The organism is Marinobacter iranensis, from assembly GCF_029207565.1.
Taxonomy (GTDB): Bacteria; Pseudomonadota; Gammaproteobacteria; order Pseudomonadales; family Oleiphilaceae; genus Marinobacter; species Marinobacter iranensis.
Genome location: NZ_JANCMW010000007.1, coordinates 1 through 12,960, shown reverse-complemented (window position 1 = coordinate 12,960; position 12,960 = coordinate 1). Strand labels below are relative to the sequence as shown.

General features: G+C 56.9%; 14 protein-coding genes. 3 read left to right on the top strand and 11 right to left on the bottom strand.

What is annotated here, in order from left to right; all coding sequences use genetic code 11:
* Positions 1-248: 248 nt before the first annotated feature.
* The 8 genes from NLU14_RS11975 to gcvA form a co-directional block, all read right to left on the bottom strand.
* Positions 249-1,097 carry a bifunctional transcriptional activator/DNA repair enzyme AdaA gene (locus NLU14_RS11975; RefSeq protein ID WP_275706796.1) on the bottom strand — a complete coding sequence of 283 codons (849 nt, stop codon included), beginning with the start codon at positions 1,095-1,097 and terminating at the stop codon, positions 249-251.
* A gap of 11 nt (positions 1,098-1,108) precedes the next feature.
* A complete protein-coding gene (locus NLU14_RS11970; protein WP_275706795.1) occupies positions 1,109-1,873 on the bottom strand; it encodes an SDR family oxidoreductase in 765 nt (254 codons plus the stop codon).
* A 141-nt stretch (positions 1,874-2,014) separates the two neighbouring features.
* Positions 2,015-3,319: a TRAP transporter large permease gene (locus NLU14_RS11965; protein ID WP_275706793.1), complete on the bottom strand. Its 1,305-nt coding sequence runs from the start codon at positions 3,317-3,319 to the stop codon at positions 2,015-2,017.
* Positions 3,309-3,803, bottom strand: a complete 495-nt coding sequence (locus NLU14_RS11960; protein WP_275706791.1) for a TRAP transporter small permease — start codon at positions 3,801-3,803, stop codon at positions 3,309-3,311. Before NLU14_RS11960 ends, NLU14_RS11965 begins: the two co-directional genes overlap by 11 nt.
* A 60-nt stretch (positions 3,804-3,863) precedes the next feature.
* Positions 3,864-4,874 carry a DctP family TRAP transporter solute-binding subunit gene (locus NLU14_RS11955; RefSeq protein ID WP_275706788.1) on the bottom strand — a complete coding sequence of 337 codons (1,011 nt, stop codon included), beginning with the start codon at positions 4,872-4,874 and terminating at the stop codon, positions 3,864-3,866.
* Positions 4,875-5,008: 134 nt separating this feature from the next.
* On the bottom strand, positions 5,009-5,395 hold the full coding sequence (locus NLU14_RS11950; protein ID WP_275706786.1) for a VOC family protein: 387 nt from the start codon (positions 5,393-5,395) through the stop codon (positions 5,009-5,011).
* Between the two features lie 54 nt (positions 5,396-5,449).
* Positions 5,450-5,995: a GNAT family N-acetyltransferase gene (locus tag NLU14_RS11945; protein ID WP_275706784.1), complete on the bottom strand. Its 546-nt coding sequence runs from the start codon at positions 5,993-5,995 to the stop codon at positions 5,450-5,452.
* Between the two features lie 42 nt (positions 5,996-6,037).
* A complete protein-coding gene (gene gcvA / locus NLU14_RS11940; RefSeq protein WP_275706781.1) occupies positions 6,038-6,925 on the bottom strand; it encodes a transcriptional regulator GcvA in 888 nt (295 codons plus the stop codon).
* A 153-nt stretch (positions 6,926-7,078) separates the two neighbouring features.
* Between gcvA and NLU14_RS11935 the strand changes: the two genes are divergently transcribed.
* The 3 genes from NLU14_RS11935 to NLU14_RS11925 all read left to right on the top strand — a co-directional run bounded on the left by NLU14_RS11935 (position 7,079) and on the right by NLU14_RS11925 (position 10,431).
* Positions 7,079-8,485 carry an amidase gene (locus NLU14_RS11935; RefSeq protein WP_275706779.1) on the top strand — a complete coding sequence of 469 codons (1,407 nt, stop codon included), beginning with the start codon at positions 7,079-7,081 and terminating at the stop codon, positions 8,483-8,485.
* An 11-nt stretch (positions 8,486-8,496) separates the two neighbouring features.
* Positions 8,497-9,732: an MFS transporter gene (locus NLU14_RS11930; RefSeq protein WP_275706776.1), complete on the top strand. Its 1,236-nt coding sequence runs from the start codon at positions 8,497-8,499 to the stop codon at positions 9,730-9,732.
* 177 nt (positions 9,733-9,909) lie between these two features.
* Positions 9,910-10,431: a host attachment protein gene (locus NLU14_RS11925; RefSeq protein WP_275706774.1), complete on the top strand. Its 522-nt coding sequence runs from the start codon at positions 9,910-9,912 to the stop codon at positions 10,429-10,431.
* Positions 10,432-10,450: 19 nt separating this feature from the next.
* On the opposite strand, the gene NLU14_RS11920 is transcribed toward NLU14_RS11925, so the two are convergent.
* The 3 genes from NLU14_RS11920 to NLU14_RS11910 all read right to left on the bottom strand — a co-directional run bounded on the left by NLU14_RS11920 (position 10,451) and on the right by NLU14_RS11910 (position 12,904).
* Complete coding sequence (locus NLU14_RS11920; protein ID WP_275706773.1) at positions 10,451-11,374, bottom strand: M14 family metallopeptidase; 924 nt, start codon at positions 11,372-11,374, stop codon at positions 10,451-10,453.
* Between the two features lie 658 nt (positions 11,375-12,032).
* Positions 12,033-12,224: a hypothetical protein gene (locus NLU14_RS11915; RefSeq protein WP_275706771.1), complete on the bottom strand. Its 192-nt coding sequence runs from the start codon at positions 12,222-12,224 to the stop codon at positions 12,033-12,035.
* A 122-nt stretch (positions 12,225-12,346) separates the two neighbouring features.
* Entirely contained in the window at positions 12,347-12,904 is a 558-nt protein-coding gene (locus NLU14_RS11910; protein WP_275706769.1) for a DJ-1/PfpI family protein, read from the bottom strand.
* Positions 12,905-12,960 lie beyond the last annotated feature (56 nt).

The following is a 12,960-nucleotide window of genomic DNA, read 5'->3' as shown; positions in this document are numbered from 1 at the left end:
AGTGATCTGGCCCCCGCACTCTGCCGACGACGCTCCCTACTCTGTCCCGACAATTACCTCGCGCTCCCTTTTGTACTCTTCGTATGTCTTATTTGAGCGGTCCATACACTCGTCATACTGAGGCGGTGGAACATTCAGGCATTCCTGGCGATTGTTGAGCTGGACATTGTCGTATACAGCCTTACTGCTGCACCCAGCAACAGAAAAAATCACACTCATAATCAGAATCTTACGCATCGGTTGTCCTTTCAAAGATACAGCTCAACTGGCTCTTCGCGCAATTGCTCCCACATCTGTACCATCTGTTTCTTCGGTGCTCCCCAGCGGTACCCGCCCATAGCGCCGCTTTGCTGGATAACACGGTGGCACGGGATCAGCAACGCAACGGGATTGGCGCCAACCGCATTACCCACTGCCCTTGATGCCTTGGGATAACCCAATGCCCTGGCAATCTGAGAGTAGCTGGCCAGCCTCCCGGGCGGGATTCTCAGCAGTGCCCGCCACACTGCCACCTGGAAATTCGTACCCACTACGTTCAGGGACAAAGGGCCATGCCCCCAACCCGCGTGCTCGCTGAACAGTGCATCAATCACGTAGCTTGTGGCGCTCTCGTTCTGTATCAGTTCGCCCTTGGGCCAGGTTTTGCGTAATTCAGTGAGCACTTCATCGGCGGACCCGTAATCCAGAAACTCCATTCGGCAAACGCCTCGCCGGGTAACCGCCACAAACATCTTGCCCAGAGGCGTGTCATGGAACCCGTATTGAATAGCAACGCCTTCGCCGTTGTTCCTGTACTCACCGGGTGTCACGGCCTCCAGTGTCACAAAGTGATCATGCAACCGTGCGCCACCACTCAGGCCTATGGCGTGGGAAACATCCATCAGCGATTGCTCTTCCTTAAGCATTCTTTTACCACGCTCCAGCGTCAGCGCCTGCAGGAAACGCTTGGGTGTGGTTCCTGCCCACCGACAGAATACCCGCTGGAAATGGAACGGGCTAAGGTGAACATGAGCGGCCACCTCCTCCAGGGTTGGCTGCCTGGAGGTGTGTTCCGACATGTAGGTCATGGCCTTTTCAATTCGGTTATAGTCAGACATGGCCCGAATCCTCAGACACGATTAATCGACACACCACCATCAACCAACAGCGCAGACCCGGTTGTAAAGCTGGAGGCATCAGAAGCAAGGTACAGTGCAGATTGAGCAATTTCCTCGGGCTTCGCAATTCGCTTCATGGCATGCAGGTTACACACGAATTCCAAAGCCTCGGACGTGTTCGCAAACTCCCTGGCCGCTTCCGTGTCCGTGCCGCCCGGCAATAGTGCATTCACCCGAATGTTCTGGGAGCCGTATTCGGAGGCAAGAACCTGTGTCAGGCCGACCAGCCCCGCTTTGCTGGAGGCATAGGCCCCCATACCGGGCATCCCCACGGTATGGCCAACAAACGTAGACGTAAAAATCAACGAGCCTCCGCCACCCGACAGCATGGCAGGCAGTTGGTACTTGGCTGCGAGGAAAGCGCCCGTCAGGTTGGTGGTGATCACCTGATTCCAGTCAGCCAGTGACATATCGGGCACCGGCCCCATCGCGCCCAAAATACCGGCGTTATTAAACGCAACGTCCAGCTTGCCAAACCGCTCCAGGGTTTCTTCAACGAGCCTCCTGGCAAAATGCTCGTCGCCAATATCCCCAGCAACCGCCAGCGCCTGCCCACCCTCTTGCTTTATGGCCTCAACCAAAGCTTCGAGCTCGAACTCTCTCCTCGCCGCCACAACAACCGTAGCGCCTTCCTTGGCGAAAAGTCTGGCAGTCGCGGCGCCAATACCTGCGCTGGCACCCGTAACGATAGCCACCTTATTTGCAAGTGCACCCATCTCTCAAGCCTCTCAATCTCTGTTTAAAATGAGCGGGGATTCCCCACCAACAGAGATGATCATAAGAGGTCGTTTACCGGGTGCCGACCCGAATCTTGCTGTATTGCGGGGAGCCTTCTGCCCCAACCTGGAATGCCCCGACTACCACGGCCCCACCACATAACCGAGCTTTTCCGGTAACCACAATGCAATCCCCGGCATCAGCATCACCAGCACCAGGCTGGCAGCCATGGCGACAACAAAAACCATTGCCCAGCCGATGGTGTGTTCCAGGCGGATATTGGCAATGCGGGTGGTGACCATCAGGTTAACCGCAACCGGCGGAGTGAACTGGCCGATAGCGATATTCATCGCCAGCAGGATGCCGAACCAGATCGGGTTCCAGCCAAAATGATTCATCAGCGGCAGCACAATCGGGATCAGGATCAGGTAGATGGAAATCGCATCCAGCAGCATGCCGGCGATCAACACCAGCACCATCACCAGCCCCAACAGCACCCAGCCGTTTTCGGAAAGGGATAGCAGGACATCCGCCAGGTGCTGGAAGGTCCCAAGCGTGGTGCCCGCCCAGGCGAAGATGCCCGCCAGTGCGATGATGAACATGACCACGCCGGAGGTAACGGCGGCCTCCGTCATTAGGCCCCAGAGGTTCCGGAGGCTGAGATTGCGATAAAGCACGCAACCGACGAGCACCCCGTAGGTCACCGCGACCACCGCCGCTTCAGTTGGAGTGAACAGGCCTGAACGGAGCCCGCCAAGAATGATCACCGGCGCAAACAAGGCAGGCAGGGCTGCCTTGAAACTGGGCCAGAACGGTGGGCGCTCGACCGCTTCCGGATCTTCCCAACGGTATTTTTTGGCGAAGTATAGAGCCGGCGCCAGCAGGGACACGCCCGCCAGGATGCCCGGAAATATACCCGCCGCAAACAGCGCCCGCAGATCCACGCCGGGCACCACGATGGAATAGAGAATCAGCGCAATGGACGGCGGAATCAGGATCGCAGTGGACGACGAGGCGGCAATGAGTGACGCTGAAAACGGCTTCGGGTAGCCGGCCTTCTGCATGCTCGGCAGCATCACCATCGCGACGGCGGCCGCATCCGCAGGGCCAGAGCCGCTCATGCCACCCATGATCAGGCACACCAGCACCGCGACAACGGTCAACCCGCCATGCCGGGGGCCGATAATGGACTGGGCAAAACGCACCAAAGCGGCGGCAACACCCGCACGCTCGAAAATCAGGCCCGTCAGGATAAACAGCGGAATCGCAATCAGCGGGTACTTGGCCACACTGTTATAGGTGTTGGTGCCGAACGTACCCAGCATCGTTGTGGGCAGCCCCGCCACAATCCCCACCAGCCCGCCCAGGCCGAGGGCAATCGCCACTGGCATTCCAAGCAGCAAGGCCAGCAGGAAGCCGCCAATCATCAGCAGGTCAGGACTCATGGATCACCTCCGGGTCTTCCCTGCCACGCAGGCGGTCGACGAGGTTCTGAGTCATGCGAATGATGATGGCGACAGACAACAGCGGCAGCCAAATCACATAGATCCAGTTAGGTAACCCCAGCCCCGGAGACAGTGATTCCCACCGGTATTCCTGCAGGGCAAACGTGCTGCCATACCAGGTCATGATGCCCAGAACGGTCACGCCACCCAGCCATTGCAGCACAAAGACCACCTTTCTTGCCCGGGACGGGAGGTAGTGCTCGATCAGCTCAATACGGATGTGCTGGTTATGGCGCGCTGCCACCGCTGCACCCGCGAAGGTAAGCACAACCAGGCAGAACACCGAGAACTCTTCGGTAAAAGCGAACGACGCATCGGTAGCGTAGCGAACGATCACATTACCCAGGCTGATCACGCAGATCGCAACCAGGGCGATGGTAGCCAGCCAGGCGTCGGGGCGGAACTTGGGGGGACGGGACGGCATGGTGACTCCGTTTTGAAAAGAACGCCCGCCAGTGGTGGCGGGCGCCTGGGCAGGTCGCTGTTACTGGTTGCGGTTTGCGACCGCTTCCTGTGCCTGCTTGACCAGATCCTCGCCAATGCGCGGAGTCCACTGGTCATAGACCGACTGCGTAGCCTCTACGAAGGCATCGCGCTGTTCATCAGTCAGCTCGGTGACTTCCACGCCTCGATCCTTGATGGCAGCGAGGGTCTCATCGATTTCGCTACGGGATTTCTCAATCTCCCACTGGCCGGCATCAATCGCCGCCTGCTTCAGCAACGCCTGGTCTTCCTCGCTGAACTGGTCCCAGATGCTGTTGCTGACTGCAAACACCAGCGGGTCCGCCATATAGTGCCAGCGGGTCAGGTACTTCTGGCCAACCTGGTCGATACGCGCCACATCAAAGACCGACAGCGGGTTTTCCTGGCCATCAACAGCACCGGTGGTCAGCGCCGGCTTGGCATCGGCCCAGCTCATCTGGGTGGGGTTGGCGCCCAGAGCCGTGAAGGTATCCTGGAACAGTGGCGAGCCGACAACGCGGATCTTAAGACCATCCAGATCGGATGGCTCATCAATGGTCAGCTTGGAGTTGGAGAGCTCACGGAAGCCGTTCTCGCCCCAGGCCAGCGGGGTGACACCGCGCTTCTTGATGGCCGCGAAAACAGCCTCACCGGCCTCCCCCTGGGTGATCGCATCGATGGCTGCATAGTCCGGCATCAGGAAAGGCAGGGAGAACAGGTTCAGTTCAGGCACCTGCGGTGACCAGTTGATGGTGGAACCCACCGACATATCGATCAGCCCGGAACGCATGGCCGAAAACTCCTTGGTCTGGTCGCCGGAGACCAGTTGGGAGTTGCTGTAGATCTTCATGTTGATACGCCCATCGGAGCGCTCTTTCACCAGCTCCACCCACTTGTCGGCAGCCTGCCCCCAGGGGAAGGCGGACGGGAGAACGGTGGAGACGGTGTATTCATCCTTGTAGTCGGCTTGGGTAACGGCACTGAACAGCAGAGTAGCGGCCGCGGCGGCCAGGAGAGAGCGACGTTTCAACATGTGGTTTTCCTTTTTTATTGGGATTGTACAGGTCGCTGGGCGGCGAGCAGGCCGCAAACCAACAGGTGATTATAGAAAGCGTGCTATCTGGGGGCAATAGACGAAGACAGTGCCACACAGCTTAGTTGACGGCGTCATGGGAACGAAAACACATTAACGAGCACACCATTCGGGTCGGCCACCATAAAGCGCCTCATCCCAAAGCTTTCATCTTGCAGTTCGAGCTCAATGCGGATGCCGCGCCTTCGCACTTCAGAGTACGCCACATCGACATCTTCAACCTGTGCGGAAATGATGACGCCCTGTGCCGGTTGCTGGAAAGCCTTCGGTGTGAATTCGTGATCGCGCCGCACAATACCGACTTGTAGCTGAGGGTTTGTCGGTGACGCCATTTGTGTGTACCAGCCCTGATGCTCGAAGCAAACGACGAAACCGAGCAACTCCGTGTAAAAGTCCCTGGTCTCTTCCATACGGTCGGTGCAGATGTTTGGAAGAAGCCTGGTGACTGCAATATCACCCATTACCATTTCCTGATTTGGCATGGTGCCTCCTATCATCAAGCTATGGACGCTCGGCTACAAAGCGTTCATTTCCCACTGGCTTCTGCTTATCTTATAGAGAACATGCTCGCAAAGCGGATCTGAAGATTCCAGATCCGGATGCATAAAATTACTGGCGTAGGACATTCCAATTTTCTTCATGACCGCCTGGGAGCGAATATTGCGCACCGTTGTAAAAGAGACCACCTCGTCTAAATCCAGATGCGTAAACGCATACCGCAATGACTCATTGGCAGCCTCTGCTGCATAACCCATGCCCCAGTAATCTTTCGCCAGGCGCCAGCCGATCTCAACACACGGCGAGAACGGCATATTGTCTTTGGGTATATGTAACCCGACAAATCCGATAAATCTACTTTTGCCAGGGATCTCTACAGCCCAAAATCCCCAGCCGCGTTCAGCAATGAGAGACCTGATCGTTCTTCCCATGCTGAAGCTTTCCCCCTCCGTCAGAAGCTTCGGGAAGAACTCCATGACGCCCTTATCCGCACACATCTGTGCAAACGGCTGGAGATCTTCATCATTCCATTGCCGAAGTACTAATCTTTTCGTTCTAATCATGAGCTAGGTGATGCTGTAAAGACTGAGGCAAATGATGAATCTCTAATTGGTTTCTGCGGCCGACTCGAGTATCCAGTTACGGAAAGCAGAGACCTTCGGCCGTGCCTTCCTGTCCTCCGGGTAGACCAAGTAATAGGCGAAATCCTCTAGCAGCGTAACCTCCGCGACTTTAACGAGTCGCCCTTTTGCAAGCTCGGGCGCTACCATGGCGGCGGGCAGTAAACCCACGCCCTGGCCTGTGAGCACAGCCTGCAATAGTAGGCCGGAGTCGTCAAAGGATGGGCCGCGCGGCGGGCCAACTTCCTCTATACCTTGCGCTTGAAACCAACAGTGCCAGGCTTTGCGCTCAGCATCGTGCACGTGCGGCCAGCGCGTCAGATCGATGGGGAATTCCGGCTCGCCAAGCTTGGCAACCAACTCTGGCGCCGCCACAGGAACCACCTCTACCGCCAGCACGCGCTCACTACACAGGCCAGGGTAAACACCGAGCCCATGTCGAATAGCTACGTCGACACTATCACGGGAAAAATCCACTAACCGATTACTGGTCACCACGCGGAGATCGATTTCCGGATTGTCATCCTGGAATTGAGTGAGGCGTGGCACGAGCCACGCGGATGCGAAAAACGAAGTAACACTGATAGTGAGTATTCCCGTGTCCACGGTATTTACAATGCGATTGGACGCTTCGGTTAACTGCCTGAAGGCGTTGCTTACGGGTGGGAGGTAAGTTTGCCCGATATCTGTCAGGAAGATGCCGCGATTCACCCGGTGAAATAACTTTACCCCGAGATTGAGTTCGAGCGTCTTGAGCATTTGGCTTACAGCACCCGGCGTGACGCAAAGCTCTTCAGCGGCATTCTTGACCGAGAGATGCCGCGCCGTGGCCTCAAATGCGCGAAGGGCGTTTAGAGGGGGGAGCTTGTGCATAATGATTTAGTTTACCTAATGCGAAATAAGCAAAATTTCTCGTTTGCGCCAAACCCTGCAGGGGCGCAGTCTTTATTCAGCTTAGTCTCACTGATTCGATTACGAAAGACACGTGCTCACGCATATCCTTTAATTTATTGTGGAGATAACCTCATGACGCCCCTATCTACGGACTTGCATTACCTTGACATCACCGAATTGGCGACGCTCATCAGAACACGCCAGATATCGCCGGTTGCGGTAACGCGAGCGCAGCTCGATCGCATTGCCGCTGTGGATGGCGCTCTAGACAGCTACGCGCTGGTGACTGCGGATCTTGCTCTCGCCCAAGCTGAGGCCGCTGAGGCGGAGATCGCCGCAGGCCGATACCGCGGCGTATTACATGGTGTTCCAATCGCTGTGAAGGATCTTTGCTGGACTAAAGGTATTCCAACTGCGGCTGGAATGCCGATCCACCAGGGGCACTGCCCGACAGAAGATGCCACGGTAGTGCAACGCCTCAAGGAAGCTGGCGCGGTCTTGCTGGGCAAACTACAGCTCACGGAAGGAGCCTACTCCGATCACCACCCACTGATCACGCCGCCCAAAAACGCCTGGAACGCCGATTATTGGCCTGGTATATCCTCTAGCGGGCCAGGCGCGGCGACTGCGGCGGGACTGTGTTATGGGTCGCTTGCCTCCGATACTGGTGGCTCGATCCGTTGGCCAGCAGCCGCCAATGGCGTGACGGGATTAAAGCCCGGGTGGGGTCGTGTCAGTCGCCACGGCGTGTTCGAGCTTGCCGCAAGCATGGATCACGTGGGCCCTATGGCCCGTAGCGCCGCGGATGCCGCCATGCTATTAGCGATCATTGCAGGTGGCGACCCGAAGGATCCCACTGCGATACCCGGCCCTGCTCCCGACTACGCAGCGGCGATTAAACAAGGTATCCAGGGAGTACGTATTGGCGTGGATGCCGAGTGGAACAGCGCCGATGTCGACCCTGGTAACCAAGAGGTGCTGTCGGAAGCAATTGAAATTTTTCGCTCGCTCGGCGCTCATATCGTTGATGTCGCTTTCCCCGATGCGACACAGGCGGTTGCGGACTGGGCGCCCGCGTGCGCCGTAGAGGCGGCCTGTGCACACCAAGCCACCTACCCCGCACGCAAAAACGAATACGGTGCAGTGCTCGCGTCCGTTATCGAAACAGGTGGCACTCTTTCGGGCATCGATTATCAGAAGCTGATACTGCGGCGCCTGAATTTTAGCGGCCGTGTTGCCACTTTTTTCAGCACTGTCGATTTGCTGCTCACTCCAGTACACCCCTTCGCGCCACTGAGCCTCGACGCCATACAAACGTTGGGCGAACAGCCTCACCTGATACTTAACCTCCAGCGATACACCTGCCCCTTTAATCTGACTGGCAATCCCACCATCACGCTGCCTGGCGGCTTCTCCGAGCAGGGCTTGCCGATCGGCTTCCAACTTGTCGCCGGCCATCTTGACGAGTCGATGCTCATTCGAGCCGGTGCCGCCTTCCAGAGCACCACACCCTGGCATCGCCGTCATCCTGTGATCTAAAGGAAGCCCTCATGAATATCACCTCGCGGCCTGTCGGCCTTTTCTATGGTTGGTTCGTGGTTGCAGCCGCGTTCGCCATCACATTCATCGGATTCGGCAGCGCCTATACGTTCAGTGCCTTTCTCGTTCCCCTACAGGCCGAGTTTGGCGCCTCGCGTGGATCGGTTTCTCTGGTCTTCTCGCTTGCAGGCTTTTTATACTTCGGCCTTGGAGTCTTGAGCGGGCCACTTGCCGACCGCTGGGGCTCTCGGTCGCTGGCGGTGGTCGGTATGGTATTGGTGGGGCTTGGGCTGGCATTAGCGGGCATGGCCCGCAGCCTTACGGAAGTCTATATCGCCTACGGGTTCGGCATAGGGCTTGGTGTCGGCCTTTCCTATGTACCAGTGCTTGGCACTATACAGCGCTGGTTCATCCGCCGCCGGGGCTTCGCCTCTGGCATCGCGGTCAGCGGAATCGGTGTGGGGACACTTGCCATGCCGCTGCTCGCTGCTCTGCTCATCGAATCCTTCGGCTGGCGCGGCGCTTACTTCGGCCTAGGGGGACTCGCCGTGGCCGTCGGTGCGGGAATGGCTCTCCTGATCGTTAACAACCCGCGGGATCGAGGCCTCGAGCCCGATGGCGACCCTGTGCAGGTCGGCGGCCAATTCCAGCCACTTAAGGGCTTCGCAGTCGCCGCAGCCATTAAATCATCTCGCTTCATCGGTCTCTACGTGGCGTGCTTGTTTTGCTCATTCGGCGTATTCGTGCCATTCGTCCACCTCGTTCCCTACGCGATGGATCACGGTGTCGTGCCCAACGTCGCCGTTTATCTTCTAGCTGTGATCGGTTTCGGAAGCACGGCCGGTCGCTTCCTGCTCGGCGGGGTCGCCGACCGGTTCGGGCGGCGTCTCACCCTCCTCGCGATGTACGTCGGTATGGCGTTCGCTATGACGATTTGGTTGATCGCAAGTGACCCTTGGCTTTTAATGGTCTTCGCGCTCATCTACGGTGTTTTTTATGGCGGGTGGGTGGCGCTACTTCCAGCCGTTGTCATGGACTACTTCGGCGGACGGAACGTCGGGAGCCTGATTGGGATTCTTTACACCAGCGTGGCATTCGGGACCCTGATCGGGCCCAGCGCGGCAGGGTTCGCTTATGACCTGAGCCAGAGCTACACGTTGCCGATCTTGGCCAGCGTTTGTGCGAACATCATTGCCGTAGTCGTATTCGCGGGCACTTCCAGAGAGCTCCATGCGCGAGATCAGTAGTCGAACAGCGTTGTCAGATTGCCCCAATGGTTATACCAGGATCTGGCGATTTGCGGGTACTGATCTCCCCCTTGAAATACCTTCCCCACACCCAAACACCTGATATATAGGCCAGCTTCCGGAAAGCAGTTCAACAGTGGCTGGACAGTTATGACGGAACAAACCTGGAGGCACACCATGGCTGATTATTGTGTCATTACAGCAGAGCTCGCAAAAGCCCGGATTTTCACGCTGGAACGCTCCGAAACACCGGAAGTGGAAAGGTCCCCCTACCTGACGGAATGTAAGGCCCTATCCAACCCGGACCACACGGCGAGTGAGAAGGACATCTGGAGCGATACCCGTCGCGGGGCGCAGCGTGAGCACCAGGGAGGCCAGGGCACAGCTATACCGCATCACAATTACGACGAACACCGCGACAAACGCGAACATCGGGCCAACCGCCAGTTTGCCAAAGATATCGTGGCCGACCTGAAGCAGGTCATTCGCGAAAAAAACGTCAGCCGCCTGGTACTCTGTGCCGAAAGCCAGTTGCTCGGAATCCTGAGACCGGAGCTCAACAACCTTCCGACCGACCAGGTGACGCTGACACAGGTCGACAAGGATCTCGCAAACCTTAAGCCTCAGGAACTACATTCGAAACTCGCGGAGGATGGCTTTCTGCCCCGGAACAAACGGCCCAGCGTGGGTGGGCCATAGGCTCACGAATTGCCCGTCCCTACTGGCGCGCCAGCACGTAATCGATCGCCGCACAAACCGCGGCAGCCTGCGCAGCATTGCATTGCTCGGGGGTTGCACGGGGGCTGTCGGGATAGACCTCGGTGGTGGTCTTGTAGGGGGCGCTAGTGATACTGGCGCACAGGCCCAGTTGCTTGAGCGGATACTGAATGACGCCCCGAGCGGCCACCGGTGAGCCGAAGATCTCTCCATTGTCATCAGCCGGAGCGATATGAGTGACCTGCTCCACCGCCTCGATCAACGCCTGCTGGAATTCAGGCTGAGGGCTCTCGCTGTCATCGACCAGATAGAAACCGTCGGGAATACCACCCGGTTCGAACGGCTTGCCATCCCGGGCAGCCAGGGCGGGACGAAACTCCGTTTCGTCGGTATCGGTGGTCTCGTGCAGGTCGATATGCATCAATGCCTGATCGCGGACGGGCGCCACCAGCCGCATCAGTGCCGTCGACTCCTCTGCCGCACCGTCATCGCGGAATGAGCGATTCGGATCGACCGCATTGGCGTTCCAGCGATGGATGCGCTCGTACGCCCAAGGGCTGACGCACGGTGCGACCAGCAGGTTAACGCGGCCCGCGTAATCCGCCGCATGCTGATCGACGAACTGCAGTGCGCCATGTACGCCGCTGGTTTCGTAGCCGTGTACCCCGCCCGTTACCAGCACGACCGGCAGATCGTCACGCCAGTCGCGGCTCCGAATAGCCATCAACGGATAACTGTCGGTGCCATAGTCCAGGTGGCCATACTGTTCCACGTCGAAGCGCGAGCGCAGGCGCTCGATCACACTCAACACCTCGGATTCGTAACTGCGTTGACGGGTCTGTTGTGACAACCACTCGGCACGTTCGAACTCGCCCCAGGGAGCACCGGGCGTACCGATTGGATAAGGTGCGGAATCCGTGCTCATACTACTTTTTCTCCAGTGATGGCCGATACATGCAGGGATTCTAGCATCCGGCGCAAAAGGTCCTCACCCTCACCTCACCAAATGAAGATCTTCAAAACGCAGAGGATTGAGAAAACCACCACCAACCCAAGCCAGCCCAAAAACCGGGTAACGCCGACCGGAAACCGAACATTCAATTCCGGGAACAGGATGGCTCCAAAGGACACCGTCGGGACAAACCCGAAAATCTGGCCCAAATGCGTAGCTGTTATCCCCAGTTTAGGGGGAACGTACAAATAGATCGTCAGATAAACCGCCATGACGGCTGACGCAAAGGCAACCTGTACCTCGTAGACATCCTCACGATTAAAGACCAAGTACAGGAGGATCAGCGCAGAGGCTACAGTAATTTCAATCAGTTATTACACACTCCATGTGTCAGATTTCCCCACCACATCAGTCATTCCAGCAAGCTCGGCTGTGGAATGGGGGCGTGGCCGTGACTAACTGGCTAACCGGCCTCTATCCTTCGAATTTCACTCTGGGTCAAGCCGGTTTTACCGCGTGCCTCCGCCACCTCATTAGGTTCCACACGGCTGACGCGTGCGGCCTTGCCGCTTTCATTTCTTTCACGGATTGGAGCAGCTTGTTGCCAAGCTCCTCGGTACTCAGAGTCTCTTTACTCATTTTCCAATACCTCACGAATCGACTTCAGGATATGCGCGGGCATGTTGTCCTTGACGGCTTTTTTGTAGATCACCAACAACCAGATCTCACCATTTGCAAGCCTGGTGAAGAAAGCATTACGCTCCTTCGTCCAGTTTTTTCTGGCATCCGCTTCAAATGTAGGGGGTTCGATGAAGGTAAACATGACGATAAATCTACGTCACTGACGGATCTTTTCAAGGTTTTCGGCAAGAAGGGTTTGGATTGGCCGCTGACGCGGCCAAAAAAATGACTATCGCTTGTTGATTCCGAGAAGGCTCATACGGGTTAACTGCGTTTTAGGTACATCGGTGCACTTGGGTGCTTCTCAAAACCACCATAGTTCGTTGCGGCTGGATAATACTCAGCGCTGAATTGCACCTGCCCCGCGACTTCGTCTCCCGCAATGCTCGCTATGAAAGCAAACATAAGGTCAATTCCAGCTGATATGCCAGCAGACGTCCATATGTTGCCGTCCCTAACGAAACGCTCTTCTACTACTTCAACTTGTTCTAGAGCCTTGAGTCGGTCAAGTGACGCCCAGTGTGTTGTTGCTCTCTTATTCGCTAAAAGCCCAGCAGCGTGGAGAACGAAAGAACCTGTGCATACAGACAAAACTGCTTGGCAGCCACGTGCCTGGCTCTCAACAAACTCCACAAGAGTGTGGTTTTCGACTTCCTTTCGCGTACCTTGACCTCCTGGAACCAATAAATAGTCCAGCTTCGGGCAGGCGTCGAAAGAAACCTGAGGATTGATAGACAAACCGCGGGCGCAGGTAATTGGCGACTCCGATTGTCCAATGATGAAGCAATTGTCAGGACCATTGTAACCGTCCGGTAATCCCATCTTGAGCCTGGCGCTGTCGCCGTCAGGATAGTGTCCACTTATTTTTTAGTGGACAC